This window comes from Paractinoplanes rhizophilus (genome assembly GCF_042664765.1).
GTDB classification, from domain to species: domain Bacteria; phylum Actinomycetota; class Actinomycetes; order Mycobacteriales; family Micromonosporaceae; genus Actinoplanes; species Actinoplanes rhizophilus.
Genome location: NZ_JBHTBJ010000024.1, coordinates 75,871 through 102,869 on the forward strand (window position 1 = coordinate 75,871; position 26,999 = coordinate 102,869).

The window sequence follows — 26,999 nt, forward strand, 5'->3', positions numbered from 1 at the left end:
CGGTGTCGCCCAGCGCTTCGGTTTCGGTGTCGCCCAGCGCTTCGGTTTCGCCTAGCGCGTCCGTTTCGCCGAGCGCGTCCGTTTCGCCTAGTCCTTCCGCTTCGACCGGTGTGCCGCCGGCGCCGAGCGGGGTCACGGCGACCGGCATTACCTCCGCGATCCGGGTGTCGTGGGTGGCGCCGGCTTCCAACGGAGTCAAGATCACCGGATATCTCGCCACGGCCAACCCTGGTCCCGCGAGCTGCGAAACCACAGGGGCGACCACCTGCGTCATCGGCGCTACGGTCGGCACTCCGTACACCGTGACCGTGGTGGCTCTCTCGGCCGGTGGCGCCTCACCGGCGTCGGTCGCATCCGACAGCGCCATTCCCACCGCCCCGGTCCTGGCTCCCGTGCCTCCGGACACCACCGAGAAGCTCGGAACGGGCGGCGGCACCATCACTTCGGCCGCGCCGGGCCAGTCGATCCCCATCGAAGGGGACGGCTATGCCCCGTACTCCACCGTCACTATCACCATCTATTCGAGCCCGACCGTCCTGGCCGTCGTCCCGGCCGATGCGAATGGCCACTTCATGCAGGCCGTGACCGTCCCCGCGGGCCTGCCCGCCGGCACGCACTCGTTCGTGGCGGCCGGGGTGGATCCCGACGGCAACCCCTTTGCGCGGCGGCTGGACCTGCCCATCGTCGCGGCCAGCAACAATGTGAGCCTGCCCGTCACCGGCCCGGCGGTGGTGCTGCTGATCATCGCCGGCTTCACGGTCACCATGCTCGGCGCCGCGCTGCGATCGGTCCGCCGGCACCGCCCGCGGCACCGCGCCTGACGCGGCGATCGTGCCCGCGCGGCCCTGGACCGGCACGCGGGCACGTCGTGGCTCGGCATGTGCGCACGCCCGGCTCGTAGACGCCTGGCCCCGGATCGGGCGCGTGGCCTTGGGATGGCCGCGTGGGCCGGGGCGGACGCCTGTGGCTCCCGGTCAGACGCCCGCGTGGCCCTGTGCCGGACGCGCGGCCGGATGGGGACTCGGGTGCTCAGTCTCCGGCGGCGACCGGGACTGTGTGGGAATACGCGGCCGCGGTGGCGCCGGGGCTGACCTTGTGCAGACGGTGGCGGCCGAGCAGCACGACCAGCAGGACGCCGCAGCCCGCCATGATGGCCAACAGGATGGCGGAGCGCGACAAGCCCGCGGCCAGGGCGTCGGCGTCGCTCGCTCCCGCCGCCCGGTGGTTGGCGATCGCGGCGGCGTAGACGGTGGCGGTCGCGGCGGTGGCCAGCGAGCCGCCCACGTAGCGGGCCATGTTGGAGATTCCGGACGCCTGGCCGACCTGCTCCGGCTCGACCGCCGAGGTGGACGCCGAGGATGCCGGGCCGTTCGCGAGGCCCAGGCCGATCGCCATGACGACCAGCGGGATCACGAAGTAGCCGTAGGTCCAGGACGACTTCGCGAAGCCGAGCGCCCCGAACCCCACGGCGGACAGCAGGAACCCGAGCGCCACGGCCTGCCGTGGGCCGATCTTCAGGGCGACGGGAGTGATCAGCGGGGTGATCGCGATCATCACGGCCACGGCGGGCAGGGTGGCCAGGCCGGCCTGCAGGGCGCTCATCGCGAAGCCGGTCGGGTCCTGGAAGTAGAGACTCAGCACGTACATCAGGCCGTTGATGGTGCCGGCCACGATGAGGATCGCCAGGGTGGAGCCGACCAGCACGAGGTTGCGGAACAGCGCGAGGTCGACCAGCGGCGCCGAGACCCGCTTCTCGGCGTAGACGAACCCGGCCACGCCGAGCGCGCCGATCACGAAGCAGGAGATGATCGCCGGCGACGCCCAGCCCCAGTCGCTGCCCTCGCTGAGGGCCAGGACCAGGGGCACGAGGATGACCGCGATCAGCGCGGTGCCGGCCCAGTCGATCGAGCGCGACCGGTTCGGGTCGCGCGACTCCTTGACCATCAGCAGGGTGACCGGAATGCAGGCCGCCGCGATCGCGGCGTCGATCCAGAACAGCCCCTGCCAGCCGGTGGCCTCGACCAGGACACCGCCGACCAGCGGGCCCGCCGCGGCGCCGGCCGCGGAGGCCGCGCCCCAGAGGGTGATCGCCTTCATCTGGGCGGGGCCCGACGAGTCGACCGACAACAGGCTCATGCCGCAGGCCAGGATCGTCGACCCGGCCGCGCCCTGGATCATCCGGCCGGCGATCACGCCCGCGCCGGCCGTGGAGAGCGCGATGAGCACGCAGGAGGCCACGAACAGCAGCAGGCCGCCGAGGAAGATTCTCCGCCGGCCGAACACGTCGCCCAGCGCGCCGGAGGTCACGATCACCGCGGCGCCGACCAGCATGTAGCCGGTCACCGCCCACTGCAGGGTGTCCACCGCGGTCCCGGTGTCCTGACTGATCGCCGGGAGCAGGATGGTGACCGCCGAGGTGTTCGCGTTCACCACCAGTGCCGACACACACGCCGCGATCAGCACCCCGGCACCGGCGGCCTTGCCGGTCGATACCTTGGCGTCCAGGTCAGCCATGCCATCCTCCCGAGTCGGACGCTCGTCAGTCTCGGCACCGGAACCGATCGCCGCATCGCCCGGCACGGATGAGACGGGCCGACCACAGGCGGGCGCGTACGTGGCGGCACGAAAAACACGGCGGGCGCGGAGAAGGCCATCCGTCGCGAATGAAGACCACCATCGTCGGCGGACCAGAGACTGGGCCGGTGAGTGATGCCCCGTCCGCCGGCCCGGCCACGACCGGGCGCCGCTGGCTGTCCCTGGCCGCCATCTGCACGGCGGCGGGACTGGTCTGGCTGGCCTTCGCCGACCTGGGCGTCGCCATCCCCACGATGGCCGAGGACCTGCACGCCGACCTGTCCGCCCTGCAGTGGGCGAACAACGCGTTCAGCCTGGTCACCGGCGCCCTGGTGATCGCCGCCGGCAGGTTCGGCGACATCTTCGGCCGCCGCCGCATGCTCGGGCTGGGCATCGTCCTGTTCTCGGCCTTCTCGGTGGTCGCGGCGCTCGCGCCGGACGTCGGCCTGCTGATCGCCGGGCGCGGGCTGATGGGCATCGGCGCCGCGCTGATCCTGCCCGCCACGCTCGCGCTGATCCCGGCCGAGTTCAGCGGCCCGGCCGAGCTGACCGCGTTCGGTGTCTGGCAGGCCGTCGCGTGGGGCGGCCAGGCCATCGGGCCGGCCATCGGCGGCATCCTGACCAGCGGCCTCGGCTGGCAATGGCTGTTCTGGATCAACGTGCCGCTCGGCGTCGCCACGTACTTCCTGCTGCGGGCCAGCACCCCCGAGTCCCGCGACCCCGAGGCGTCGCGCCGCATCGACTGGCTCGGCCTCGCCACGATCGGCCTGGCGATCTTCGCGCTGCTCTTCGCGCTCACCGACGGCCCGGCCGTGGGTTGGGGCGACCCCCTCGTCGTCGGCCTGCTCATCGCGTTCGTCGCGCTCGTGCTCGCCTGGTACGCGATCGAGCGCAACGCCCGGGACCCGCTGGTCGACCTGAGCCTGTTCCGGCTGCGTGCCTACGACGGCGCCCTTACCGCCAACCTCGTGATGAACCTGGCGTTCGGCGGGCTCAGCTACCTGCTGGTGCTGTGGCTGCAGAACGTCCGCGGGTACGGGGCCGTCGAAGCCGGCTTGCTGATGCTCCCGTCCACGCTGGGCATCTTCCTGTTCATCCCGCAGGGCTCGCGACTCGAGTCGCGGCGGGGCGGGCGGATGCCCGTACTCGTCGGCCTTCTCGTCCTCGCGGCGGGTCTCGCCGTGCTCGGTTTTCTCTCCGCGGACTCGACGCTGTGGCTGCTCGCCGCGGGCCTGCTGGTGATCGGAATCGGACTCGGGGTGCTGTCCACACCGATCTCCAACACCGCCGTCGGCGACGTCCCGATCGATCTCGCGGGATCGGCGGCCGGCGTCTTCAAGATGTCCAGCATGGTCGGCGGCGCCCTCGGCGTGGCCGTGCTGAGCGCGCTGGCCCGGGGCTTCTCGGCCGGCGCCACCGAGGACGCGCTGCGCGGCGCCGGCCTGTCGGCCGGCGACATCGAGACCGCCCGGAACGCGCTGGTCGGCTCCGCGTCGTTCCAGGACGCCATCGCGCAACTGCCGGCCGGCCTGGCCCGATCGGTGACCAGCGCGGTCGCCGCCGGGTTCAGCAACGGCATCGCCGACGCGCTGCTCGTGACGGCCGGGATCGTGCTGGCCGCGCTGATCGTGGTCCGGCTCCTGTGGCCCGGCCGCGCACATCACGATTCCGCTCCGGAGGCCGGCCAGACGGTCACAACCAGGAAGGCAGACGAACGTGGTAGATGACGAGGTGCTCCGCGGCCGGATCAAGTCGCTGATGCCGCGGGCGAAGGACGACCTGGCCGCCATGGTGGCCTTCAAGTCGGTGCACGACGCCGCGCAGTTCCCGGCCGCCGAGTGCGACGGCATGGTCGACTGGCTGCTGGGGACGTTCCGTGAAGTGGGCTTCGCCGACGTCGCTGCCTATGAGACGCCGGACGGCAGCAAGGCGGTCTGCGGCGAGATCAAAGGGCCCGAGGGCGCGTCCACTGTGCTGCTGTACTTCCACCACGACGTGCAGCCGCCGCTCGACGATGCCGCCTGGAACACGCCGGTCTGGGAGCTCACCGAGGTCGACGGCCGCTGGTACGGCCGCGGCGCCGCCGACTGCAAGGGAAACATCGTCACCCACCTCACCGCGCTGCGGGCGCTCGGCGACCACCTGCCGGTCACCGTGAAGATCGTGGGGGAGGGCTCGGAGGAACAGGGCACCGGCGGCCTCGAGGCTTTCGTGCCGGCGAACGCCGATCTCCTTCGGGCCGACGCGATCCTGGTGTGCGACGCCGGAAACTTCGCGGTCGGCGTGCCCGCGGTCACCAGCACGCTGCGCGGTCTCGCCAACGTGGTGGTCAGCGTCGACACGATGGCCGGCCCGATGCACTCCGGGATGTTCGGCGGCGCCGCGCCGGACGCGCTCGCCGCCCTCGTCCACATGCTCGCGACGTTGCGCGACGAGCAGGGCAACACGACCATCAACGGCCTGGACACCACCCAGACCTGGCCCGGCGCCGACTACCCGCCCGATCAGTTCCGCGAGGATGCCGGGGTGCTCAACGGGGTCCGCCTGCTGGGCGACGCGCGCGTCGCGGACATGGTGTGGGCACGGCCGGCGGTCACCGTGCTCGGCATCGACTGCCCGCCCGTGGTGGGCTCGTCGGCCGCCATCCAGCCGCACGCACGCGCCCGGATCAACCTGCGCGTTCCGCCCGGCATGAACGCCAAACAGGCGCAGGAGGCGCTCATCCGGCATCTCGAGCAGGCGGCGCCCTGGGGCGCGAAAGTTTCCGTGGAGCGCGAAGCCGACGGGGAGCCGTTCAGCGGTTCGACCAGTGGCCCGGCCTTCGACACCCTGACCAAGGCGATGCAGGACGCGTACGGGCGGCAGGCGCTGATCGAGGGGCAGGGCGGCTCGATCCCGCTGTGCAACGTCTTCCAGGAAACCTTCCCGGAGGCGGAGATCATGCTGATCGGGGTCGAGGAGCCGCGCTGCCTGATCCACGCCCCGAACGAGAGCGTCGACCCGTCCGAGATCGAGCGCATGGCGCTCGTGGAGTCGTTGTTCCTGAAGAACTATGCGGGAAACCGGGGCTGAGCGGGCCGGCGTCCGCCCGTCCGGGGAGGAGCGGGCGCTGCTGCGGTTCCTGCTGTTCATCGGCAGCGGGCTGACCGCGGCGGGGGAGGCGGTCAACGAGGTCCAGGACCATCTCCTCGAGGTGGCCGCGGCGTACGGCGCCCCGCACGCGCGGGTCGCCGTGCTCCCGACGTACGTCGAAATCTCGCTCGAACCCGGACGCGCGGCAACTCTCGAACCCACCCGGACCCTGCGCGGTGTCCTCCGGCTCGACCAGACCGCGGAGCTTTTCCAATTGCTTCGCGAAGCGAAGCGCGGTGAGCTTCCGCCGGAGGACGGCAGCCGGCGGGTGCTCGAGATCATCGAGATGCGGCCGCGGTTCGGCCGGCTGCTGACCATCTTCGGGCACTCGGTGCTGACCGTGGGCATCTGCCTGGTGCTCCAGCCGACCTGGGGCGATCTGGTGCTCGCCGGGCTGTTCGGGCTGCTGGTGGGCGCGCTCAAGCTGATCGGCGGGCGGTGGCCGAGCCTTCAGCTGATCATGCCGGTCGCGGTCTCGTTCATCGTCGCCTCGACCACGTTCCTGCTGGCCGCGCCGGGGTGGGCGGACGCCGACCTGCGCGCCATGATCGCGCCGCTGGTCACCTTCCTGCCCGGCGCGGCGCTGACCATGTCGGTGGTCGAGCTCTCCGCCGGCGAGATGATCACCGGGGCGAGCCGGCTGGTCTCCGGGACGCTTCAGCTCCTGCTGCTGGCGTTCGGGATCACGGCGGCGCTGCAGGTGGTCAAGTTGCCGGCGGCGGACGTGCTGATCGACAGCCCGCAGAACCTGATCGGCTGGTGGGCGCCCTGGCTGGGGGTGCTGGTGGTCGGCGTCGGCACGTACCTCTACCACTCGGCGCCCCATAGTTCGCTGCCCTGGCTGCTGGTGGTGCTGGCCGCGGCGTGGATCGGGCAATTCATCGGCAGCCAATGGTTCGGCGGCTATCTTTCCGGATTCTTCGGCGCACTCGCGATGACGCCGGTCGCCTACTTCGTGGAACGGCGGCCGTCCGGCCCGCCGGCGCTGGTTTCCTTCCTGCCGGCGTTCTGGCTGCTGGTGCCGGGCGCGCTGGGGTTGATCGGCGTCACCGAATATCTGGACCAGGACTCGATCTCCGCGTCGCGCGATCTGTTCGGCACGGTCTGGTCGATGATCGCCATCGCCCTCGGCGTGCTGTGCGGCTACCCGCTGTATCGATCGCTGGCGCGGTCACTGGGGTGGATCCGTCTGCCCCTTTTCCGATCGCCGACGTAGGGCAAGATCGGGTTCATGGACGACGTGCGGCTGCGGCCCCTGGAGTACGACGACTGGGCCGCCGTGCACGACTGGGCGAAGCTGCGTGACTCCTGCCGATACCAGGCCTGGGGACCGAACACCGAGGCCGAGACGCAGTCGTATGTGCGGGAGGCGGCGCGGCTCTGGCATCAGCGGCCGCAGACCAGCTTCCCGCACGCGGTGCTGGCCGGGGGCGAGGTGCTCGGGATCGCCGATCTGCACCTGCGGGGGAACGGTCAGGGCGAGATCGGGTACGGGATCCACCCGCGCGTCTGGGGGCGCGGGCTGGCCACGGCGGCGGCCCGGGAGCTGCTGCGGATCGCGTTCCAGGTGCATGGGCTGCACCGGGTGTACGGGACTTGCGACCCGCGCAACACCGGGTCGGCCCGGGTCCTGACCAAGCTCGGCATGACCCACGAGGGCCGGCTGCGGGAGACCCTGCTGATCCGCGACGGCTGGCGCGACTCCGACCTCTACGCGATCCTCGACCGCGAATGGCGCGCCGGAATCTAGCTCGCGCGGGACGGCTCGCGCATCCCCTTGGCGCTGCCATTTCGGGCGGGAAGGCTCGCGGATTCCCGCGTCGCCGCCAGTGGTTCGCGGCCGGTGCCCGGAGGCGCGCGCTGCCGCCCGGGGCGCTGCGAAAAGTGGCGGGGGCGGTGGCTGCCCGGTGAAGGGTGCCGTTTCCGCCCGAATCACTCGTTGGAGAACCGCCGGAACACGAACGGGTTAGTTGCCGGAATCGACCAGCTGCTTGGCGCGCTCGGGCCAGGCCGCGACGGCCGCGGTGGCGCGCATGCCGGCGGCGGCGAGGGCGGCGCGGATCGCGCCTTCGTCGGAGTCGGCGAGCTGACGGTAGGTGGTGATGCCGGCGGTGGTGAGGGCGGCCGCCGCCTTCGGCCCGACGCCGGCGATCTTGGTGAGGTTGTCCACCTGGCTGATGGCGGCCGGCTCGCCGGCGACAGCGGGGTCGGCGGCGGGCGACTCGGTGATGACCGGCTCGACGATGACGGGCTCGGCAACGACCGGGGCGGCGACGGCGGGCTCGGGGGTGGCCGTGGCGGTGACGAGCTCCGGTTCCGCGGCGGGAGCGACGGGCTCGGGCTCGGCGACCGCGGCGGGCTCGGCTGCGGGCTCGGGCTCCGTTGCCGGCTCGGGCTCCGCGACGGGCTCGGTGGCGGCGGCCGGCTCGGCGGTGGCGGTGACTGGCTCCGGCTCGGTGGCGGCGACCGGCTCCGGCTCCGCGGCGGGCTCGGTGGCGGCGACCGGCTCCGGCTCGGTGGCGGCGACCTCGGTCGTGGCGGACTCGGTGCGGGTGGACTCGGCCGGGGTGGCCGAGCCGGCGCGGAGTCCCCGGAGGAACCAGCCGCCGAGCAGGCCGATCACCAAGCCGAGGACCAGATAAAGGAACGAAGCCATAGAGGGCCTCCGGACAATGAGAGCTGAGAATGTAGCGGGCAGCTTCGCACATCACATGCCGTGCTCACCACGAGGGTGCCGTCCGAGCCGAACCCTGCCCAATGGACGGTCTTCGCGCGGCCCCGCAGGTGACCTTAAGTGCAGACGCCTTGACTGAACGTCGGGCACCCCGGCCCGTCCGGTCGACCCCACGCGCACCGCGAACGTCGTTGGGTGGGAGGGCGCGATCTTCACGGTGTCGCGCGCCCACCAACGGCCCGCACGGAGTCGACTCGCATGTCCTATGACGCGAACCAGCGCGCCCCCTATGGCCAGCAACCCCCGTCCGACCCTCCGGCCAATGGTCAGCGGCAGCCGCCCGCCGACCCCTTCGCTCCGCCGCGGCCGTACGCCTCGGGCCGGTCCTACCCGTCGCCCCCGCCGAACGCGTCGCGCCGGCCGTACCCGTCGCCCCAGCCCAACGTTTCGGCCCAGCCCAACGTTTCGGCCCAGCGCAACGTTTCGGCCCAGCCGAACGTCTCGGCCCAGCCCTACCCGCCGGCCCAAGCCCACGCCTCGGCCCGGTCCTACCCGCCGCCTCCGCCCGACGCGCCGCCCCAGCCGGACGGCCGGCCCTCTTCGCCGCCGGCCAAACGCAAGAAGCCGAGGTGGCCGTGGATCGTCGGCGGCATCGTCCTGGCCGGAATTCTCGGCTGCGCCGGCCTCTTCGTGGCGGTCCTCGGCGGCGCCGGCGCCGCCCTCGACCGGCTGGACGGCAACACCCAGGGCAAGAACGCCGCCGAGGGCAAGATGAACACCCCGATCGCCGACGGGACGTTCGAGTTCACCGTGACCGGCATGAGGTGCGGTGTGGCCGAGGTCGGCGACGAGGTGGTCAACCAGCAGGCGCAGGGCCAGTACTGCCTGATCGACGTCTCGGTGCGCAACGTCGGCAAGTCGCCCGCGATTTTCACCGACATTTCGCAGACCGCCTTCGACGCGGGCGGCAACCAGTACTCGGCCGACTCGGGCGCCGGAGTCTACGCGAACAAGGAGTTCTCCTCCTTCCTGCAGCAGATCGATCCGGGCACCACGGTGAAGGGCCGGCTGGTCTTCGACATCCCGCGCAGCGCGAAGCTGAAATCGATCGTCCTGCACGAATCGATGTTCTCGGCCGGGACGAAAATCCCGCTCTCGTAGAGCAGCCGCGGCGCGAAAGGACGCGGGGGCAACCGGCCCCCGCGTCGCGTCCCGTCGCTCAGTACGCGGCGATGCCTTCCGAGTTCGCGCCGCCCGGGACGGTGACCGATCCGGCCGGGGTGAGCTGGCCGTCGCGACCCACCCGGAACGCCTCGACCCCGTCGGCGCCGCCGCCGGTCTGCGCGTACAGGACGCGGCCGTCGGCCGACGCGGCGGTGTCGATCGTGCCGCCGCCCCGGGTGCTCGTGGTCCCCAGGTTCTCCAGCGAGCCGTCGGCCCGGGTGCGGAACGCGGTGATCGTCGCGCTGCCGGCGTTGGAGAGGTAGAAGACCCCGTTCACGCCGGTCACCCAGCAGGTGGCCTGGCCGCCGGTGGACCTGGCGGACAGCGCGGTCAGCCGCCCGTCGCGGCGCACGTCGAAGGTGGCGGCCGCGTTCGGGCCGGCCTCGGCGACCACGGCGTGCCCGTACCGGTCGAACGCCACCGCGAACGGGACCGCGCCCGGCTCGGCGTTATGCACCGGCCGGGCCGACGGGCCGCCGAGCGCGTCGACGTCGTACGTGAGGATCTCGCTGGTGTTGCCCTTGGTCGTGACCAGCAGCCGCCGGCCGTCCGGGGTGAAGGCGGCCTGGCCCGGCGAGGAGGTGAACTCCGGTTCGGCGGCCGGGTCGAGGCCGAGCGCGCGATGCCAGGCGGGCACCCGGACGAGGTTCTTGCCGACCCGGCGGAAGCCCTGGATCGAGCCGCCGTCCCGGGCGTTGAGCACGTACACCAGGTTGCCGTGGAGGGCCACACCGACCGGGAAGGCGCCGCCGCTGCCGAGCACCTGGAGGCGGGTGAGCCGGCTGCCCCGTACGCCGAAGACGGTGATCGTGTCGCTGCCGGCGTTCACCGCGTACAGCAGATCGTGGGTGCGATCGAGGGTGAGCGAGCCCTGCGACGCCAGCGGATCGGCCACCGCCCCCGCCTCGATGCCGCCCCGGCCGCCGGTCGCGTAGGTTCCGGTGTGGTGCAGCCCGCCGTCGTACGCCACGACGGCGACTACCTGGGCGAGCTGGCCGCGGCCGGTGACCCGGGCCCGCTCGCGCGGACGCTGCCGTTCATCGCCGACTTCCTGGACGCCCGAGGTCAGTAGACGTCGCGGGCGTAGCGCTTCTCGGCGGAAAGCTGCTTCACGTACGCGTCGGGGTCGACGCGGCCGTGGGTCGCCGCGATGTCGCGCAGCGCCTGGTCGACGTCGCTGGCCATGCGGCTCGCGTCGCCGCAGACGTAGAGGTGCGCGCCGTCCTGGAGCCACGACCACAGCTGGGCGCCGTGCTCGCGCATCCGGTCCTGGACGTAGATCTTGCGACGCTGGTCGCGGGAGAACGCCAGGTCCAGGCGGTCCAGCACGCCGGAGGTCCGCAGCGCCGCCAGCTCATCGGCGTAGTAGAAGTCGGTGTCGCGCCGCTGTTCGCCGAAGAAGAGCCAGTTCGCGCCGGTCGCGCCGGACGCCTGGCGCTCGCGGAGGAAGCCGACGAATGGCGCGACCCCGGTGCCCGGCCCGACCATGATCATGGGGGTGGACGGGTCGGCGGGCGGCCGGAAGTGCGGCGATCGTTGCACGAACACCGGGACCTCGTCGGCGGTGTCGGCCAGGAACGACGAGCACACGCCCTTGCGGGAGACGCCGCGGTGGTTGTCGAAGCGCACCACCGAGACGGTGAGGCTCACCCGCTTCGGGTCGGTCAGCGGCGTCGACGAGATGGAGTACAGCCGCGGCTGGAGCCGCTTCAGCACGCCGACCCATTCCTGGGCGGCGGCGCGCACCGGGTACTCGGCGATCAGGTCGACGGCCTGCCGGCCCCACATCCACTTCGCGAGCTCGCCCTTGTTGTCGGGGCGCAACAGCGTCTTGAGGAACGGGTCGCCGGTCCGGTCGGCCAGGAAGCGCAGCAGGTCCGGGGTGATCCGGGTGATGTCGAGGTCGGCGTGCAGGGCGGCGGCCAGCTCCCGCTCGCCCAGCTTGCCGACCGACACGATCTGGTCGGCGCGCAGACCGGTGGCGAGGATCCATTCACTGACCAGGTCGGGCGAGTTCGACGGCCAGATGCCCAGCGCGTCCCCGGCGGCGTATTCGAGGCGCCCGCCGGTGTCGAAGGTGAACTGCCGCACCTCCTTGGCCGAGCCGGGCCGGCTGAGCAGCTCGTTCCCGCACAGCGTGGCGGTCAGCGGGGCCGAGCGGGTGGGTTGCGGGGCGGGCGCCGCGACCGGCGCGGTCAGCGCGACGACGACCTGGTCGAGCCAGCCGTTCGCGTCGTCCTCGAAGTCCGGTTCGCAGTCGACCCGCGGGGCGAGCCGGATCGCGCCGAGCTCGGCGAGCCGTTCGTCGAGGCGGCGCCCGTGTCCGCAGAAGTCGTCGTAGCTGGAGTCACCGAGGGCGAGCACGGCGTAACGGCGGCCGTCGAGGCGCGGCGCGTCGGCCGCGGCCAGCGATTCCCAGAAGCCGGCGCCGTTGTCGGGCGCGTCGCCGTCGCCGAAGGTGCTCGTCACGATGAGCAGGTCGGCGTCGGCGTCCAGCAGCTCCGGCGCGGGCGCGTCCATGCCGCGCAGCGTCGCCGGCCGGCCCGCCTCGGCCAGCCGGCGCCCGACGGCCTGCGCGAAGTCCTCGGCGTTGCCGGTCTGCGAGGCCCAGAGCACCTGCAAACTTCTGGTGGGTGCCGGCGTCGCTCTTTCCGCGATCCTTTCGCGTACGGGGTGGAAAGCGCCCGCGAGCAGCCCGTTCACCCACGCCGTGGCGGCCGGGCCGAACGGCGCGTTGGCCGGCAGCACCGGCGGGGCCAAGTCCGGGGAAAGTGTCGCCACCGCGCTGAGAAATCCCGCGAGGTAATGGCGTTGCCGCTCGTCGAGGACCGGCGCGGCGGGCAGGCCGAGCGCTCCGCGCAGCTGGTCGACCCCGGCGGGCTTGCCGGTGCCGAACAGCACCCGGGCCGGAGCCGGAGCCGGAACCGACGCGGGCGCGGGTGCCGGCGCAGGCGTCAGGGACACGGCGCAAACCTTCAGCTCGGGCTGGAAAGACAGCGGGTCGACCGCGTCGTTGGTGACCGCGTTCACCGAGACGTACTCGCCGAACAGGTCGTTCCAGTGGAACGGCGCGAAACAGTTTCCTGGCATCACGCGATCGGTCACCACCGCCGGCAACACCGCCCGCCCACGCCGGGACGCCACCTCCAGCGAGTCGCCGTCCGCGATGCCCAGCGCCCGCGCGTCCGCCGGGTTGACCTCGACGAACGGCCCGGGGTTGAGTCTCGTCAGCTTGGCCACCTTGCCGGTCTTGGTGAGCGTGTGCCACTGGTGCTGGACCCGCCCGGTGTTGAGCACAAAAGGGAAATCGTCGTCCGGCAGCTCGGCCGGCGGCAGGAACGGCCGCGCGTGGAACACGGCGCGCCCGGTCTCGGTCGCGAAAGTGAGCGCGGGTTTGCTGCCGTCCACGTCGACCCGTAACGGCTGGCTGACCCCGTCGTTGCGGTAGCGGATCGGGTTGCGCGCGGCGGCGGACGGCGGAAAGGGCCACTGCACCGGCCCCTCGGCGAGCCGCTCGTACGAGACCCCGCGCAGGTCGTAGCCCGTCCGCGGGTTCCAGAACTGCTTGATCTCGTCGAGGATCTCGGCCGCCGACTCGTACCCGAAGGCCGCGCCGTACCCCATCTCCTGCGCGACCATCGCGATCAGCCGCCAGTCCGGCAGGGCCTCGCCCGGCGGATCCACCGCCGGGTGCACGAGGGTCAGGCTCCGCTCCGAGTTGATCATGATGCCGTCGGTCTCGGACCACATCGCCGCGGGCAGCGCTATGTCGGCGTACGCGTTGGTCTCCGTGTCCGCGTAGGCGTCCTGGGTGATGACCAGCTCGGCCGCCTCCAGGCCGGCGATCACGGTGCGCCGGTTGCCGACCGAGGCCACCGGATTGGTGCAGATGATCCAGCACGCCTTGATCTCGCCGGCGGCCATCCGCTCGAACATCTCGACCGTGCCCTTGCCCACCTCGGTGCGCAGCGTCCCGGCTTCGAGGCCCCAGGCGTTCTCGACGAACTCCCGGTCGGCCGGCACCAGCACCGAGCGCTGGCCGGGCAGTCCCGGTCCCATGTAGCCCATCTCGCGGCCGCCCATCGCGTTCGGCTGGCCGGTCAGCGAGAGCGGCCCGCTGCCGGTCCGGCAGATCGCGCCGGTCGCGAGATGCAGGTTGCACACGGCGTTGGTGTTCCACGTCCCGTGCGTGCTCTGGTTGAGCCCCATCGTCCAGAGCGTCACCCAGTTGCCGGCCGCCCCGATCCACTCGGCCGCCTGCCGGATGCCCTCGACCGGCAACCCGGTCAGCCCGGCGACGCGATCCGGCGGATAGTCGGCCAGCAAATCGGGCATCGCCTCCCAGCCCGACGTGTGCGCCGCGATGAAGTCCGCGTCGATGTCGCCGTTCTCGACCAGCAGGTGCAGCAGGCCGTTGAGCAGCGCCAGGTCGGTGCCCGGCCGGATCCGCAGCAACAGGTCGGCCTTGTCGGCGGTCGCGGTGCGTCGGGGGTCGACGACGATCAGCTTGGCGCCCGCCTTGACCCGCTCCATCATCCGCAGGAACAGGATCGGGTGGCAGTCGGCCATGTTCGCGCCGATGACGAGGAAGACGTCGGCGTGGTCGAGGTCGTCGTAGGAGCCGGGCGGCCCGTCGGCGCCCAGCGACAGCTTGTAGCCGGTGCCCGCGCTCGCCATGCACAGCCGCGAGTTCGACTCGATCTGGTTGGTGCGGATGAACCCCTTCGCCAGCTTGTTCGCCAGGTACTGCGCCTCCAGCGTCATCTGCCCCGACACGTAGAGGGCGAGCGCGTCCGGCCCGTACGTGTCAATGATTTTGCGAAGTTTCGCGGCCGTGACCTGGACCGCCTCGCGTAAGCCCATCGGGGTCGGAGTGCTTTCGCGTTCCGCGCGAAACAACGCCGTCGCCAGGCGCCCCGGGGCGGAGAGCATCTCGGCGCTGGTCGCGCCCTTCGTGCACAGGCGTCCCGCGTTGGCCGGATGCTCCCGGTCACCGCGCACCTTGACCGCGACGCGCCGCCCCTCGGGGTTCCGCTCGACGTCGAGGATCAGCCCGCAGCCGACGCCGCAGTACCCGCAGACCGTCCTGACCTGCGTCGCCACGCTGTTCACCACGCAACGAAGCTAAGTGAACGCCGTTTCGCCGGGGTCAATGCGCTGTGCGCGAGGCGTTACCCGGCTCTCACCTTTCGCCCGCGCGGGATGTGATCGCCGCTGGCGCGAACGCGTCATGCTGACAACGTGAGGTTGATTCTGAACATTCTGTGGTTCGTCTTCGGCAGCGGCTTCCTGCTGGCCATCGGCTACGGCCTGGCCGCGCTGATCTGTTTTGTGCTCATCGTGACCATTCCGTTCGGCGTAGCCTCGCTGCGCCTGGCGGTCTACGCTTTGTGGCCGTTCGGTCGCACCGTGGTGAGCCGCCCCGGCGCCGGCGTGGCCTCCGGCATCGGCAACGTCATCTGGGTGATCGTGGCCGGCTGGTGGCTCGCCCTGACCCACCTGGTCACCGGCATCGCGCAGTGCCTGACGATCATCGGCATCCCGTTCGGCATCGCGAACTTCAAGCTCGTTCCGGTGGCGTTCTGGCCGCTGGGAAGGGAAATCGTCGACCTCGACCAATAATCGACCCGCTCATCGATCCGCAGGAGGACGTCATGGAAATCTCCGGCATCTTCACGGCCATCATCGTCGGCCTGGTCATCGGCGCGCTGGGCCGCCTGGTGCTGCCCGGCAAGCAGAAGATCGGCTTCTGGCTCACCCTGCTGATCGGCATCGTGGCCGCGCTGATCGGCACGTTCCTGGCCGCGCTGATCGGCGTGGACGACACGCGGGGCATCGACTGGATCGAGCTGATCCTGCAGATCGGGCTGGCGGCCGGCGGCGTGGCCCTGGTGGAGGGCCTGGGGAGCAGGCGTCGCGCCTGACGGCGCCGCCGCCCGAGTCGTGCAGTAAACGCGCCGGGGATCGGGCGGGCCTCTCGCCCGGCCCCGGCGTTGCCCGTCTCGGTTTCGGCTGGGGTGCGGCGTTGCGCATCTTGGTTTCGGCCGGGGTGCGGCGTTGCCCGTCTCGGTTTCGGCCGGGGTGCGGCGTTGCGCTTTCGGTTTCGGCCGGGTGCTGCGCCTTGCGCCGACCGGCGCACGGAACCCTTCCGCCGTCTTCACCATATAGCCGGTGGGGGGACTTGCGGCAAGACCGGGGGTCGGGCGAAGAATCGCCCGTCGAACCGGGATTCGGGGGGTTTCTCGTGATCGACGTGATCGTTGCCGGCGGCGGGCCGACCGGGCTGACGCTGGCGATCGAACTGCGGCTGCACGGCGTGCGGACGGTCGTGCTGGAGCGACGGACGGAGGTGTCGCGGCCGGCCGGCGCGCTGGGGCTGCACGTGCGCAGCATCGAGGTGATGGACCAGCGCGGCCTGCTGGAGGCGCTCCTCGCCCGGGGGCGGCAGCACCCGCTCGGCAGTTACTTCGCCGGCATCAGCAAGCCCTGGGCGGGCCGGCTCGACACCGCCCACGACTACATCCTCGCCATTCCCCAGACCGCTACCGAGCTGGTGCTCGCCGAGCGCGCCGCGGCGGCCGGCGCGGACATCCGGCGCGGGGCCGAATTGGTGGGCCTGGAGCAGGACGACGAGGGCGTGACGGCGGAGCTGGCCGGCGGCGCCGCGCTGCGGGCGCGATACCTCGTCGGGTGCGACGGCGGGCGCAGCCTCGTGCGCAAACTGGCCGGCATCGGCTTCCCGGGGCAGCCGAGCCGGGTCGAGACGCTGCTCGGCGAGGTCCGGATCGGGGTCCCGGTCGAAACGCTGACCGCCGCGGTGGCCGAGGTGCGCAAGACCGAACTGCGCTTCGGCGCCGCGCCGATCGGGGACGGCATGTTCCGCGTCATCGCACCGGCGGACGGGCCGGCCGACGACCCCCGCGCGCCGGTGTCGATCGACGAGCTGAAGCGCCAACTCAAGGCGTTCGCCGGCACCGACTTCGGAATCCACTCGCCGCGCTGGCTCTCCCGGTTCGGCGACGCCACCCGGCTCGCGGAGCGCTACCGGGCCGGGCGGGTGCTGCTGGCCGGCGACGCCGCACACATCCATCCGCCGACCGGCGGCCAGGGGCTCAACCTCGGCGTGCAGGACGCTTTCAACCTCGGCTGGAAACTTGCCGCCGAAGTTGCCGGCTGGGCGCCGGCCGGACTTCTCGACAGTTACGAAACCGAGCGGCGCCCGGTGGCCGACGACGTGCTGAACACCACGCTCGCGCAGATGGAGCTGCTCCTCACCGAGCCGGGACCGCAAGCCGTGCGCAGGCTGGTGTCGGAGCTGATGGACTTCGAGGAGGTGATCCGCTTCCTGCTCGAGAAAATCACGGCCATCGGCATCCGGTACGACTTCGGCGACGGCCCCGCACTGCTCGGCCGCCGACTGCGTGACCTGTCGCTCGCACCGGTCGCCGAGCGGGGCGCGGAGACGGGCGGCGGGCTCGGCGGGGAGGCGGGCGGCGGGCTCGGGGCGGGCGCCGATCGCCTCTACGGCCTGATGCACCGCGGCCGGGGGCTGCTGCTCGACCAGACCGGCAAGCTGAGCGTGGCCGGCTGGGCGGACCGCGTCGACCACGTCGCCGCGGCCGCCGACGGGCTGGCACACCCGGCCGTGCTGGCGCGGCCGGACGGCCACGTCGCCTGGATCGGCGACGACCAGGAGGACCTGCGCGACCATCTGGCACGATGGTTCGGTGCCGCCGGGCGGTGAGAGGCGACGGTGGGCGGTGCTGGCGGCCGGGATGGCCGCCATGGCCACGGTCATCGCGACCGCCGGCTATCGCACCGCCTTCGCCGCCGCCGCGGTCTTCCCCTGGCCGCGGCCCTGATGACACCGGCCGGGCGGCGGGCGCCGATCGACGCGGCCACCAGGGATCGGCCCTAAGGGGAGGAGGCGGGATCTCACCGATGCCTTCTCGGGTGTCCGCGTTCATAGGCTCGGCCCATGAGATCGATGGCCTTCGCCGCGCCGCTGCTCCTGCTGGCCTACGGCGTGCTCCGGTGGATCGACGGGCTCGACGGGCATCGCCGGGGCGGCCCGGCCTGGGACGTCGGCCACCTGGCGTTTCTCGCTTCGATGGCGACGTTCGCCCTGCTGGCGGTGGCGCTGTGGCGGCGGGCCCGGCTCGCTCGTCGCACCGCACTGGTCGCCGCGGCCGCCGCGATTCTCGGTTCGGCCTGCATGATCTGGGTGATCGTCGGCGACCTCTCGGCGTCGTTCCAGGACGGCTACCCGCTGCCCGGACCGTTGCGGACGGCGGGGCCGATCGCCTTTGTGCTGGGGACGATCGGCCTGCTGAGCCTCCAGGTGGCGTCGGGCCGGCTGCCGGTGTGGAGTCCGATGCTCTTCTTCGCCGGCTACACGGCGATCAGCATCGATCTCGACCTGCTGCCGCTGGCGGGACTGATCCTGCTGGGGGCGCTGTATCCACTCGCGGCCTCGGCCGCCCCGGCGCGGGCCGCCCGGCTGCGCCAGCGGCGGGAGCAAGCGGCCTCGGCCTCGCGACGGCATGAAAGGCCGGCCCGGCCTTCACGAACGGCGTAAGCGGCGGCTCGGGGTTCGGGGAAGGTGTGCACGCGCGGCCATCGTCGGTCGGAGGGGGCCGACGATGGCCGCGTTCAAATGAAACGGTTCATTGCCGAATGTCATCGATGTCATCCGAGTGCCTTCCGAAAGTTTCGGAATTTGATCGAGCGGTCTTCACCCCATTAAGCCCAGATTTAATATGACAAAGCCGGGCGTGGGAGCGTTCCCGAAATCGCCATATGCGGAAGCGGTGGGTTGTGATTTCCGGAACAGGCCATTAATGTTTCGATCGATCCGGATCACTTTCTGCTGTATCGGCTACGGCCCGTCCCCCTGCACAGCTGGAAGGAACCATGAACCGTTCCCCACGGCGGCGCGTCCTCGCCGCCAGCCTGTCCGCCGCCGCGGCCGTCCTCGCCGCGGCCGGCTCGGTCCTTCTCACCGCGGGCTCCGCCGACGCGGCCACCACGCTCGGCGCCTCGGCCGCCCAGTCCGGCCGCTACTTCGGCACCGCCGTGGCGGCCTACAAGCTGAGCGACTCGGTCTACTCCACCATCCTCGACCGTGAGTTCAACATGGTCACGCCGGAGAACGAGATGAAGTGGGACGCCACCGAGCCGTCCCAGAACTCGTTCAATTACAACAGCGCCGACCAGATCGTCAACCACGCGCAGTCGCACAACCAGCGCATCCGCGGCCACGCCCTGGCCTGGCATCAGCAGCAGCCGGGCTGGGTGTCGGGCCTGTCCGGCACCGCCCTGCGCAACGCGATGCTCAACCACGTCACCCAGGTGGCCACCCACTACAAGGGCAAGATCTACTCCTGGGACGTGGTGAACGAGGCGTTCGCCGACGGCTCGAGCGGGGCCCGGCGCGACTCCAACCTCCAGCGCACCGGCAACGACTGGATCGAGGCCGCGTTCCGCGCCGCGCGGGCGGCCGACCCGGGGGCGAAGCTTTGCTACAACGACTACAACACCGACGGGGTCAACGCGAAGTCGACCGCCGTCTACAACATGGTGCAGGACTTCAAGGCGCGCGGCGTGCCGATCGACTGCGTGGGCTTCCAGTCGCACATCAACCCGCAGTCGCCGGTGACGAGCGACTACCAGGCCAACCTCCAGCGCTTCGCGGACCTGGGCGTCGACGTGCAGATCACCGAGCTGGACATCGAGGGATCGGGCACGGCGCAGGCGAACACGTACGCGACCGTGGTCAACGCGTGCCTCGCGGTCGCCCGGTGCAACGGCATCACCGTCTGGGGCATCCGGGACAGCGACTCCTGGCGGTCCAGCGGCACCCCGCTGCTGTTCGACAACAGCGGCAACAAGAAGGCCGCGTACACGTCGACTCTGAACGCGTTGAACGCGGTGGGCCCGACCGGCCCGACCACCGGAACCACCACCGGCGGGCCCACCGACCCGCCGCCGAGCTCGCCGACGACGCCGCCGCCCGGCGGCGCCTGCAGCGCCACGGTCTCCCTCAACCAGTGGACCGGCGGGTTCGTGGCCACGATCCGGGTGACCGCCGGGTCGGGCGCGCTGAACGGCTGGAGCGTCGGGGTCGCCCTGCCGGGTGGCGCCACGGTGACCAACACCTGGAACGCCATGGCCAGCGGTAGCAGCGGCGCGGTGAACTTCGCCAACGTCAGCTACAACGGCTCGGTCGCGGCCGGGCAGTCAACCGAGTTCGGCTTCCAGGGTACGGGCGTCGGCCCCAGCGGCACGCCCAGCTGTACAGCTCGCTGAATCCCGGGTGCGGCCACGGGACCTCTCCCGTCCGGCGTTCCGTGGCCGCCCCGCCCGCTCGCGAAGGAACAGTCCACCATGAAGAAACTTGTCGCCTCCATCGCCGCGGCCGCGGCGGTCGTCCTCGGGCTGGTGACGCTGCCGGCCTCGCCCGCCGCCGCGGCGTCCCTCCAGCAGATCACCAACTTCGGCAACAACCCGACCGGCCTGGGCATGTACCTGTACGTGCCGGACCGGGTCGCCGCCAATCCCGGCCTGCTGGTCGCCGTGCATTACTGCACCGGCAACGGCCCGGCGTTCTTCAGCGGCACCGAGTTCCGCGGCCTGGCCGACCAGTACGGCTTCATCGTCATCTACCCGTCCGCCACCCGCTCCGGGAACTGCTTCGACAACTCCTCGGCCGGCGCGCTCTCGCACAACGGCAACAGCGACCCGGCCGGCATCGTGTCGATGGTCCGCTACGTGCAGCAGCGCTACGGCACCGATGTGAACCGCACGTTCGTCACCGGCGCCTCGTCCGGCGGCATGATGACCAACGTCCTGCTCGGCGACTACCCCGACGTGTTCGCGGCCGGCGCCGCGTTCATGGGCGTGCCGTTCGGCTGCTTCGCCGCCAGCGCCGGCGACCCGACCAACCCGGCGAACCAGGCCGGCTGGAACAGCCAGTGCGCCAACGGCCAGTCGATCAAGACCCCGCAGGCGTGGGGCGATCTCGTCCGCGGGGCGTACCCCGGCTACAGCGGCCGCCGCCCGCGCATGCAGCTGTTCCATGGCACCGCCGACGGGACGCTGCAGTATCCGAACTTCGGCGAAGAGATCAAGCAGTGGACCAACGTGCTCGGCGTGAGCCAGACGCCGGTCTCCACCGACTCGCCGCAGTCCGGCTGGACCCGCACCCGCTACGGCAACGCCACGACGCAGGCGCCGGTCGAGGGCATCAGCGTCGCCGGCGCCGGCCACTCGCTGCCGATGTCCGGGCAGGCCAGGCTGGCCATCGCGTTCTTCGGCCTGGACGGCTCGGCGCCCACCAGCCCGCCGACCACGCCGCCCACCACTCCGCCGACGACCCCGCCCACGACTCCGCCGACCACGCCGCCCACCACGCCGCCGACGACCCCGCCCACCACTCCGCCGACGACGCCGCCGACCGGGGGCGCCTGCCGGGTGAGCGCGCAGATCAACGCGTGGAACAACGGCCTGACCGCGAACCTCACGGTCACCAACACCGGCTCGGCGGCGCTCAACGGGTGGAAGGTGACCTTCACCCTGCCGTCCGGCCAGACCATCACGGGTGGCTGGAACGCCACCTACAGCCCGGCCTCGGGCCAGGTGACGGCCACCAACATGTCCTACAACGGCGCGCTGCCGCCCGGCGGCTCGATGACGATCGGCTTCCAGGCCACGCACACCGGCAACAGCGGCGCGCCCACCGGGTACGCCCTCAACGGAGCGGCCTGCACGACCGCCTGACCTCGCATCACGCTGATCGGAGCCACCGTCCGATCGGCGCCGGCATCGCCGTGGGGCTTGCGCTCCGCGGCGATGTTGCGCTTTCTTCCTCGTACGGAGATCCCGAGCGTCCCCGGTGCCGGCGTCCGATCTACGATGCCGGCGCAGGTGCGCGAAACTATCCCGGGAGCCCGCATGAGCGAGAAGCACGCCGAGGGCCGGCTGGACTCCGGACAGTACTGGCAGGGCTGGAGCGGCGAGGCACCGGCCGGACTGGTCATCGTGGTGCACGGCGTGCACGAGCACGGCGGCCGGTACCGCGCGGTCGCCGAGCGACTGGTCGCCGCGGGCTACGACGTCTATGCCGTGGACCACCCGGGGCACGGCCGGTCGCCGGGCAAGCGGGGCAACATCACGAGCATGGCCGCGGCCGTGGCCGGCGTGGACGCGTTGACCCGGCTGGCCGCCGAGCGCGTCCCGGATGTGCCGGTCTTCGTCTACGGGCACAGCCTCGGCGGACTGATCGCGCTGCAGTACCTGACCGGTGAGCCCGCCGACCGCGTGCGCGGCGGGGTCATCTCGGCGCCGGCCCTGGACACCAGCGCCGCCACCAAGGTGCAGAAACGCCTCGCGCCGGTGGTCTCCGCCGTGGCGCCCGACCTCGGCATGCTGGCGCTCGACCTGGACGCGATCAGCCGCGACCCCGACGTGGTCCGCGACTACCGCGACGATCCGCTCAACTACCTCGGCAAGATGACCGCCCGCACCGGCACCGAGCTCATGCTGGCCGCCACCGCGATGCCGTCCCGGCTGCCAGGGCTCACGCTGCCGCTGTTCGTCCTGCACGGCGGGGCCGACCGGCTCGTGCCACCGGCGGCGAGTGCCGTCGTGCGCGAGCACGCCGGATCACCGGACCTCACCTGCCGGATCTACGAGGGCCTGTACCACGAGCCGCACAGCGAGCCGGAGCGCGACCAGGTGCTCGCCGACATCGTGAACTGGCTCGACGCCCACCGCTGAGGCGGACGCTGACCGGCTGGCGCTGACCGGCTGGCGCTGACCGGCTGGCGCTGACCGGCACGGTGGATCAGAAACCGATCGGCAGGCCCGCGTAGTTCTCGGCGAGCCCGGTCGCCCCGGCCGTCGAGGACGTGACCCACTTCAGCTGCGAGAGCTGAAGCTGGGCGTCGAACGGGTCGCCGCTGGTGTGCAACATCGTCGTCATCCACCACGAGAAGTGCGTGCAGCGCCAGACCCGGCGCAGCGCGTCGTCCGAATACGAGTCGGCAAGGGTCGTGTCGTTCGACTTGAACCGGGCCACGAGTGCCCCGGCGAGCAGCGTCACGTCGGCGATCGCGAGATTGAGGCCCTTCGCCCCGGTCGGCGGCACGATGTGCGCGGCGTCGCCGGCCAGGAAAAGGTTTCCGTGCCGCATCGGCGTCTGCACGTAACTGCGCATCGGCAGCACGCTCTTGTCGGTGATCGGCCCGGGCGTCAGCTTCCAGCCGTCCTGCCCCTGCCCGAGCCGCGTCGCCAGCTCCTGCCAGACCCGGTCGTCGGACCACGAGGCCGGGTCGGTGCCGTTCGGAACCTGCAGGTAGAGACGGCTGACCGTGGGTGAGCGCATCGAGTGCAACGCGAATCCGTTCGGGTGCCAGGCATAGATGAGCTCGTCCGTCGACGGCGCCACCTCCGCCAGGATGCCGAGCCACGAGTACGGATAAACGCGCTCGAAACTTTCCGACGGCACCGCGTGGCGGCTCGGCCCGAACGACCCGTCGCACCCCGCGATCACGTCCGCGTCCAGCCGCTGCGGGTTTCCGTCGCGGTCGAGGTAACTGACGAACGGCCGGTCAGTTTCCACGTCGTGCAGCGTCACCTCGGTGACCTCGTAGCGCGCGTCCGCGGTCCCGGCCGCGACCAGATCCTTCTGCACCTCGGTCTGGCCGTAGACCCAGACGGTGCGGCCGGTCAGGTCGACGAAGTCGAGGTGGTGCCGTTCGCCGGGCCAGTTCAGGTAGATGCCGCGGTGCTCGTGCCCCTCGGCGCGGAGGCGGTCGCCGAGCCCCACCGAGGTGAGCAGGTCGACGCTCGACTGTTCGAGAAGGCCGGCCCGAATGCGGGACGCGACATACTCCTGCGAGCGGGTCTCGAGGACCACCGAGTCGACGCCGCCTCGGGTGAGCAGGTGCGAGAGCAGCAGACCGGCGGGGCCCGCGCCGATGATGGCGACCTGGGTGCGCATACGCCCAGCCAACCCGCCCGGAGCCGGGATCGGCAACCTCCTATTTCCGTTCAGCGGAAGTCAGCGTACGGGTGATGCCCTGCGCCGCCACCTGCAGCGCCGACGCCAGCCGCGCCCGGACCCGCCGCAGGTCGGGCACCACGATGCCCAGCGCCGCGACCACCTCGCCGCCGGCCCCGCGCACCGGCACGGCCACCGAGCAGGCGCCCAGGCTCATCTCCTCGCCGGTCGTGGCGTAGCCGTCAGCCCGGACGCGGCGGATCTGCTCGAGCAGGCGGACCGGCTGCGTGATCGTGTACGCCGTGACCCGGGTCAAATTGCTCAGCACCTCGGTGACGATGTCCTCCGGCGCGTACGCGAGCAGGACCTTGCCCACTCCCGTCGCGTGCATCGGCAACCGGGAGCCGATCTCGCTGAGCACCGGCACCGAGACGTGCCCGGAAAGCCGGTCGATGTACAGCGCCTCGGTGCCGTCGCGCACCGCCAGATGCACCGTGGCCAGCGTCGCGCCGTAGAGGTCGTGCAGGAACGGCGACGCCGCCTGCCGCAGCCCCGCCTGCACCGGCGCCAGCAGCCCCAGATCCCACAGCCGCCGCCCGATCACGTACTCGCCGGAGTCGAGCCGGTCCAGCGCGCCCCACCGGCTCAGCTCGCCGACCAGCCGGTGGGCCGTCGCGAGCGGCAGGCCGGCCCGCCGCGCCAGGGCGCTCAGGGTCAGCGCGCGGTGGTCCGCATCGAACGCGCCGAGCAGATCCAGGGCGCGCGAGGTGACGCTCGCGGACATCGTGGTCCTTCCAGTGAACGGAAGGCCAGTATCGCGTCCGGCGGTGCGGAAGCATAGCGTCGGCAGGGTGACGACCACCCAGGCGGACATCAGCCGTGAGATCGAGGCCGGCGTCGGCGCGCGGGAACAGCAGCCACGCCTCGACTATCCGGCGTATCGCAGCAGTATCCTGCGCCATCCCACCAAGGCGCTGCACCCGGCCGACCCCGAGGGCGTCGAGCTGTGGGCGCCCTGCTTCGGGCACACCGACGTGGCCGACGCCGAGGCCGACCTGACCATCCAGCACGCGGGTCAGCCGCAGGGCTCGCGGATCACCGTGTCGGGCCGGGTGGTGGACGGCGACGGCAGGCCGGTCTCGCATCAGCTCGTGGAGATCTGGCAGGCGAACGCGGCCGGCCGGTACGCGCACCTGCGTGACCAGCACCCGGCGCCGCTCGACCCGAACTTCTCCGGTCTGGGCCGCTGCCTCACCGACGCCGACGGCTGGTACAAGTTCACGACGATTCAGCCCGGCCCGTATCCCTGGCGGAACCATCTCAACGCGTGGCGGCCGGCGCACATCCACTTCTCGCTGTTCGGCACCGACTTCACCCAGCGCCTGGTGACACAGATGTACTTCCCGGGGGATCCGCTCTTCGCGCTCGACCCGATCTTCCAGTCGGTGACCGACCCGAAGGCGCGCGAGATGTTGATCGCGACCTACGAGCACGACCTGACCGTCCCCGAGTTCAGCCTCGGCTACCGTTGGGACATCGTGCTGACCGGAAGTCACCGCACCCCGCTCGACTCGGATCTCGAGGAGCCTTCGTGACCGCCGCGCCCGGACAGACCGTTGGGCCCTTCTTCCACATCGGGCTGCCCTACGCGGGCGGCAACGAGTTGGTGCCGCCGGGCCGCGCCGGCGCGATCCGCCTGCACGGCCGTGTGCTCGACGGCGACGGCGTCCCGGTGCCCGACGCGATGATCGAGATCTGGCAGGCCGACCCCGGCGGCAAGGTGTGCCGGGAGCCCGGTTCGATCCGGCGGGACGGCTGGACGTTCACCGGTTTCGGCCGCGCGGCCACCGATCCCGACGGTCATTACTGGTTCACCACGCTCGAGCCCGGCGCCACCCACGAGGGCCGGCCCCCGTTCTTCGCGGTGACGGTTTTCGCCCGCGGCCTGCTCGACCGCCTGTTCACCCGCGCCTACCTGCCCGATCCCGAGCTCTTCGGCCCCGATCCCTTGCTCGACGGCCTCGACGAGGAACGGCGGCAGACGCTGATCACCAGCCGGGACGACACGGGGCTGCGATTCGACATCCACTTGCAGGGCCGGCGCGAGACAGTTTTCCTCAGCTTCCCGAAACATCGCGGCGTCTGGGCATGACCGACCTGCTCTGGCCGGGCGACGTCCGCGCCGGCGATCTGTGCACCGACGCGAGCATCGTGGCGGCCATGGTGCGGGTCGAGTCGGCCTGGCTCGCCGCCCGGGGCCACCAGAGCAAACTTTCCACCCCATTTTCCGTACGGGACATAGCCGTCGCCGCCGAGGGTGGTGGCAACCCGGTCATCCCGTTCGTCAAGCTCCTCCGGGCGGCGAACCCCGACGTGGCCGCCGAGCTGCATGCCGGCCTCACCAGCCAGGACGTCCTCGACACGGCGCTCGTGCTGCAACTTCGCGAGACCTCATCGTTGCTCGCGGAAAGCCTGGACCGGCAGGTCGTGGCCCTGGCCCGGCTGGCCGGAGAGCACCGCGGCACCCGGATGGCCGCCCGTACCCTGACCCAGCACGCCATCCCCACCACGTTCGGCCTCAAGGCGGCCGGCTGGCTGCAGGGCGTGCTGGACGCCCGCGACTCGGTCGGCGCCGCGGCGGACCTGCCGATCCAGCTCGGCGGCGCCGCCGGCAGCCTGGCCGCCCCGACGGCCCTGGCCGGCTCGCCCGCCGCCGCCCTCGACCTGGTCGACGCCACTGCCGCCATCCTCGGGCTGCCGGCGCGCCCGCCCTGGCACACCGCGCGAGCACCCTTCACCCGCGTGGCCGACGCCTTCGTGACGTGCACCGACGTGTGGGGCAAGATCGCCGGTGACGTGCTGCTAGGCAGCCGTCCCGAGGTCGGCGAGCTCTCCGAGCCCGCTGCCGAGGGCCGGGGCGGCTCGTCGGCGATGCCGAACAAACAGAACCCGGTCCTGTCCATCCTGATCCGCCGCGCGGCCCTGGCCGCCCCGCCCTTGGCCGCCACGATGCACACCGCCGCCGCCAGCGCGGTGGACGAGCGCCCCGACGGTTCCTGGCACGTCGAGTGGGCGACGTTGCGTACCCTCGCCCGCCGCACCGTCGTGGCCGCCGACCAGACCGCCGAGCTGCTGGAGGGCCTGCGGGTCAACGCCGGCCGGATGGCGGAGACGCTGGCGGCGGCCCGGCCCGGCATTGACGCCGAGCGCGACAAGATGGGCGGCGAGGGCTCGTATCTGGGCGCGACCGACGAGCTGATCGACGCCGCGCTGGCCCGCGCCGAGGAGAAGCCGTGCTGACTATTGCGCGCGGCAGGCCCGGCGTTGTCGGGCGCCCGGCGAAGGCCGCGCCGGCCGTTCCCGTTCCCGCCGCAGCGGCCCGCTCGGAGCAAC

25 protein-coding genes are annotated in these 26,999 nt (G+C 71.8%); 18 read left to right on the forward strand and 7 right to left on the reverse strand.

Annotated features, from left to right (window positions below; all coding sequences use genetic code 11):
- On the reverse strand, positions 1 to 274 hold a 274-nt coding region (locus ACFQS1_RS26995; RefSeq protein ID WP_378973581.1), incomplete at its 3' end, for a hypothetical protein.
- On the opposite strand from ACFQS1_RS26995, the gene ACFQS1_RS27000 reads away from it, so the two are divergent.
- Entirely contained in the window at positions 174 to 821 is a 648-nt protein-coding gene (locus ACFQS1_RS27000) for a hypothetical protein (protein WP_378973507.1), read from the forward strand. The genes ACFQS1_RS26995 and ACFQS1_RS27000 overlap by 101 nt on opposite strands.
- Positions 822 to 1,029: 208 nt before the next feature.
- On the opposite strand, the gene ACFQS1_RS27005 is transcribed toward ACFQS1_RS27000, so the two are convergent.
- The gene (locus tag ACFQS1_RS27005) at positions 1,030 to 2,514 is read right to left on the reverse strand and encodes an MFS transporter (RefSeq protein ID WP_378973510.1); all 1,485 of its coding nucleotides are present in this window, start codon (positions 2,512 to 2,514) and stop codon (positions 1,030 to 1,032) included.
- A gap of 188 nt (positions 2,515 to 2,702) precedes the next feature.
- Here ACFQS1_RS27005 and ACFQS1_RS27010 point away from each other — a divergent pair, with 188 nt between their 5' ends.
- Genes ACFQS1_RS27010 through ACFQS1_RS27025 form a run of 4 tightly spaced genes read left to right on the forward strand, consistent with a single transcriptional unit; the run spans position 2,703 to position 7,456 of the window.
- Positions 2,703 to 4,301, forward strand: coding sequence for an MFS transporter (locus ACFQS1_RS27010; protein ID WP_378973512.1), 1,599 nt, complete (start codon positions 2,703 to 2,705; stop codon positions 4,299 to 4,301).
- Positions 4,291 to 5,646: a dipeptidase gene (locus ACFQS1_RS27015; protein ID WP_378973514.1), complete on the forward strand. Its 1,356-nt coding sequence runs from the start codon at positions 4,291 to 4,293 to the stop codon at positions 5,644 to 5,646. The genes ACFQS1_RS27010 and ACFQS1_RS27015 overlap by 11 nt, the downstream gene beginning before the upstream one ends.
- Positions 5,627 to 6,922: a threonine/serine exporter family protein gene (locus ACFQS1_RS27020; RefSeq protein WP_378973517.1), complete on the forward strand. Its 1,296-nt coding sequence runs from the start codon at positions 5,627 to 5,629 to the stop codon at positions 6,920 to 6,922. The genes ACFQS1_RS27015 and ACFQS1_RS27020 overlap by 20 nt, the downstream gene beginning before the upstream one ends.
- Positions 6,923 to 6,937: 15 nt before the next feature.
- The gene (locus ACFQS1_RS27025) at positions 6,938 to 7,456 is read left to right on the forward strand and encodes a GNAT family N-acetyltransferase (protein WP_378973519.1); all 519 of its coding nucleotides are present in this window, start codon (positions 6,938 to 6,940) and stop codon (positions 7,454 to 7,456) included.
- A 216-nt stretch (positions 7,457 to 7,672) separates the two neighbouring features.
- On the opposite strand, the gene ACFQS1_RS27030 is transcribed toward ACFQS1_RS27025, so the two are convergent.
- The gene (locus ACFQS1_RS27030; protein ID WP_378973522.1) at positions 7,673 to 8,362 is read right to left on the reverse strand and encodes a hypothetical protein; all 690 of its coding nucleotides are present in this window, start codon (positions 8,360 to 8,362) and stop codon (positions 7,673 to 7,675) included.
- Between the two features lie 276 nt (positions 8,363 to 8,638).
- Between ACFQS1_RS27030 and ACFQS1_RS27035 the strand changes: the two genes are divergently transcribed.
- Positions 8,639 to 9,541 (forward strand): DUF4352 domain-containing protein, encoded by a 903-nt coding sequence (locus ACFQS1_RS27035; protein WP_378973524.1) that lies wholly within the window; start codon positions 8,639 to 8,641, stop codon positions 9,539 to 9,541.
- 58 nt (positions 9,542 to 9,599) lie between these two features.
- Here the strand turns inward: ACFQS1_RS27035 and ACFQS1_RS27040 are convergent, their stop codons facing one another.
- The gene (locus ACFQS1_RS27040) at positions 9,600 to 10,574 is read right to left on the reverse strand and encodes a lactonase family protein (protein ID WP_378973526.1); all 975 of its coding nucleotides are present in this window, start codon (positions 10,572 to 10,574) and stop codon (positions 9,600 to 9,602) included.
- Between ACFQS1_RS27040 and ACFQS1_RS27045 the strand changes: the two genes are divergently transcribed.
- Positions 10,548 to 10,676, forward strand: a complete 129-nt coding sequence (locus ACFQS1_RS27045) for a hypothetical protein (RefSeq protein ID WP_378973529.1) — start codon at positions 10,548 to 10,550, stop codon at positions 10,674 to 10,676. The genes ACFQS1_RS27040 and ACFQS1_RS27045 overlap by 27 nt on opposite strands.
- Here the strand turns inward: ACFQS1_RS27045 and ACFQS1_RS27050 are convergent.
- Entirely contained in the window at positions 10,670 to 14,719 is a 4,050-nt protein-coding gene (locus ACFQS1_RS27050; protein WP_378973531.1) for a molybdopterin-dependent oxidoreductase, read from the reverse strand. The genes ACFQS1_RS27045 and ACFQS1_RS27050 overlap by 7 nt on opposite strands.
- 126 nt (positions 14,720 to 14,845) lie before the next feature.
- Here ACFQS1_RS27050 and ACFQS1_RS27055 point away from each other — a divergent pair, with 126 nt between their 5' ends.
- The 8 genes from ACFQS1_RS27055 (at position 14,846) to ACFQS1_RS27090 (ending at position 22,381) form a co-directional block, all read left to right on the forward strand.
- Positions 14,846 to 15,226 (forward strand): YccF domain-containing protein, encoded by a 381-nt coding sequence (locus ACFQS1_RS27055; RefSeq protein WP_378973533.1) that lies wholly within the window; start codon positions 14,846 to 14,848, stop codon positions 15,224 to 15,226.
- Between the two features lie 32 nt (positions 15,227 to 15,258).
- Entirely contained in the window at positions 15,259 to 15,528 is a 270-nt protein-coding gene (locus ACFQS1_RS27060; RefSeq protein WP_378973535.1) for a GlsB/YeaQ/YmgE family stress response membrane protein, read from the forward strand.
- Positions 15,529 to 15,848: 320 nt separating this feature from the next.
- On the forward strand, positions 15,849 to 17,348 hold the full coding sequence (locus tag ACFQS1_RS27065; RefSeq protein ID WP_378973537.1) for an FAD-dependent monooxygenase: 1,500 nt from the start codon (positions 15,849 to 15,851) through the stop codon (positions 17,346 to 17,348).
- On the forward strand, positions 17,332 to 17,466 hold the full coding sequence (locus tag ACFQS1_RS27070; RefSeq protein WP_378973540.1) for a hypothetical protein: 135 nt from the start codon (positions 17,332 to 17,334) through the stop codon (positions 17,464 to 17,466). The genes ACFQS1_RS27065 and ACFQS1_RS27070 overlap by 17 nt, the downstream gene beginning before the upstream one ends.
- A gap of 116 nt (positions 17,467 to 17,582) precedes the next feature.
- Positions 17,583 to 18,182, forward strand: a complete 600-nt coding sequence (locus ACFQS1_RS27075) for a hypothetical protein (protein WP_378973542.1) — start codon at positions 17,583 to 17,585, stop codon at positions 18,180 to 18,182.
- A gap of 335 nt (positions 18,183 to 18,517) precedes the next feature.
- Positions 18,518 to 19,912 carry a glycoside hydrolase family 10 protein gene (locus ACFQS1_RS27080; protein ID WP_378973544.1) on the forward strand — a complete coding sequence of 465 codons (1,395 nt, stop codon included), beginning with the start codon at positions 18,518 to 18,520 and terminating at the stop codon, positions 19,910 to 19,912.
- Between the two features lie 78 nt (positions 19,913 to 19,990).
- Entirely contained in the window at positions 19,991 to 21,382 is a 1,392-nt protein-coding gene (locus tag ACFQS1_RS27085) for an extracellular catalytic domain type 1 short-chain-length polyhydroxyalkanoate depolymerase (protein WP_378973547.1), read from the forward strand.
- A 174-nt stretch (positions 21,383 to 21,556) separates the two neighbouring features.
- Positions 21,557 to 22,381 (forward strand): alpha/beta hydrolase, encoded by an 825-nt coding sequence (locus ACFQS1_RS27090; protein WP_378973549.1) that lies wholly within the window; start codon positions 21,557 to 21,559, stop codon positions 22,379 to 22,381.
- A gap of 67 nt (positions 22,382 to 22,448) precedes the next feature.
- Here ACFQS1_RS27090 and ACFQS1_RS27095 read toward each other — a convergent pair whose 3' ends face one another.
- On the reverse strand, positions 22,449 to 23,606 hold the full coding sequence (locus tag ACFQS1_RS27095; protein WP_378973551.1) for a 4-hydroxybenzoate 3-monooxygenase: 1,158 nt from the start codon (positions 23,604 to 23,606) through the stop codon (positions 22,449 to 22,451).
- Between the two features lie 40 nt (positions 23,607 to 23,646).
- Positions 23,647 to 24,390, reverse strand: a complete 744-nt coding sequence (locus ACFQS1_RS27100; RefSeq protein ID WP_378973553.1) for an IclR family transcriptional regulator — start codon at positions 24,388 to 24,390, stop codon at positions 23,647 to 23,649.
- A 67-nt stretch (positions 24,391 to 24,457) separates the two neighbouring features.
- On the opposite strand from ACFQS1_RS27100, the gene pcaH reads away from it, so the two are divergent.
- The 3 genes from pcaH to ACFQS1_RS27115 are packed head-to-tail and all read left to right on the forward strand — an operon-like array spanning position 24,458 to position 26,906.
- Positions 24,458 to 25,201, forward strand: a complete 744-nt coding sequence (gene pcaH / locus ACFQS1_RS27105) for a protocatechuate 3,4-dioxygenase subunit beta (protein ID WP_378973556.1) — start codon at positions 24,458 to 24,460, stop codon at positions 25,199 to 25,201.
- Positions 25,198 to 25,758, forward strand: a complete 561-nt coding sequence (gene pcaG / locus ACFQS1_RS27110; RefSeq protein WP_378973558.1) for a protocatechuate 3,4-dioxygenase subunit alpha — start codon at positions 25,198 to 25,200, stop codon at positions 25,756 to 25,758. Before pcaH ends, pcaG begins: the two co-directional genes overlap by 4 nt.
- On the forward strand, positions 25,755 to 26,906 hold the full coding sequence (locus ACFQS1_RS27115) for a lyase family protein (RefSeq protein ID WP_378973561.1): 1,152 nt from the start codon (positions 25,755 to 25,757) through the stop codon (positions 26,904 to 26,906). The genes pcaG and ACFQS1_RS27115 overlap by 4 nt, the downstream gene beginning before the upstream one ends.
- The last annotated feature ends 93 nt before the right edge of the window (positions 26,907 to 26,999 follow it).

What these genes read in the sequence shown, in the direction of transcription:
- ACFQS1_RS27005 (WP_378973510.1), bottom strand. Translation starts at nt 2,514, where the DNA reads ATGGCTGACCTGGACGCCAAGGTATCGACCGGCAAGGCCGCCGGTGCC.
- ACFQS1_RS27020 (WP_378973517.1), top strand. Translation starts at nt 5,627, where the DNA reads ATGCGGGAAACCGGGGCTGAGCGGGCCGGCGTCCGCCCGTCCGGGGAG.
- ACFQS1_RS27025 (WP_378973519.1), top strand. Translation starts at nt 6,938, where the DNA reads ATGGACGACGTGCGGCTGCGGCCCCTGGAGTACGACGACTGGGCCGCC.
- ACFQS1_RS27030 (WP_378973522.1), bottom strand. Translation starts at nt 8,362, where the DNA reads ATGGCTTCGTTCCTTTATCTGGTCCTCGGCTTGGTGATCGGCCTGCTC.
- ACFQS1_RS27035 (WP_378973524.1), top strand. Translation starts at nt 8,639, where the DNA reads ATGTCCTATGACGCGAACCAGCGCGCCCCCTATGGCCAGCAACCCCCG.
- ACFQS1_RS27060 (WP_378973535.1), top strand. Translation starts at nt 15,259, where the DNA reads ATGGAAATCTCCGGCATCTTCACGGCCATCATCGTCGGCCTGGTCATC.
- ACFQS1_RS27075 (WP_378973542.1), top strand. Translation starts at nt 17,583, where the DNA reads ATGAGATCGATGGCCTTCGCCGCGCCGCTGCTCCTGCTGGCCTACGGC.
- ACFQS1_RS27080 (WP_378973544.1), top strand. Translation starts at nt 18,518, where the DNA reads ATGAACCGTTCCCCACGGCGGCGCGTCCTCGCCGCCAGCCTGTCCGCC.
- ACFQS1_RS27085 (WP_378973547.1), top strand. Translation starts at nt 19,991, where the DNA reads ATGAAGAAACTTGTCGCCTCCATCGCCGCGGCCGCGGCGGTCGTCCTC.
- ACFQS1_RS27090 (WP_378973549.1), top strand. Translation starts at nt 21,557, where the DNA reads ATGAGCGAGAAGCACGCCGAGGGCCGGCTGGACTCCGGACAGTACTGG.
- ACFQS1_RS27095 (WP_378973551.1), bottom strand. Translation starts at nt 23,606, where the DNA reads ATGCGCACCCAGGTCGCCATCATCGGCGCGGGCCCCGCCGGTCTGCTG.
- ACFQS1_RS27100 (WP_378973553.1), bottom strand. Translation starts at nt 24,390, where the DNA reads ATGTCCGCGAGCGTCACCTCGCGCGCCCTGGATCTGCTCGGCGCGTTC.
- ACFQS1_RS27115 (WP_378973561.1), top strand. Translation starts at nt 25,755, where the DNA reads ATGACCGACCTGCTCTGGCCGGGCGACGTCCGCGCCGGCGATCTGTGC.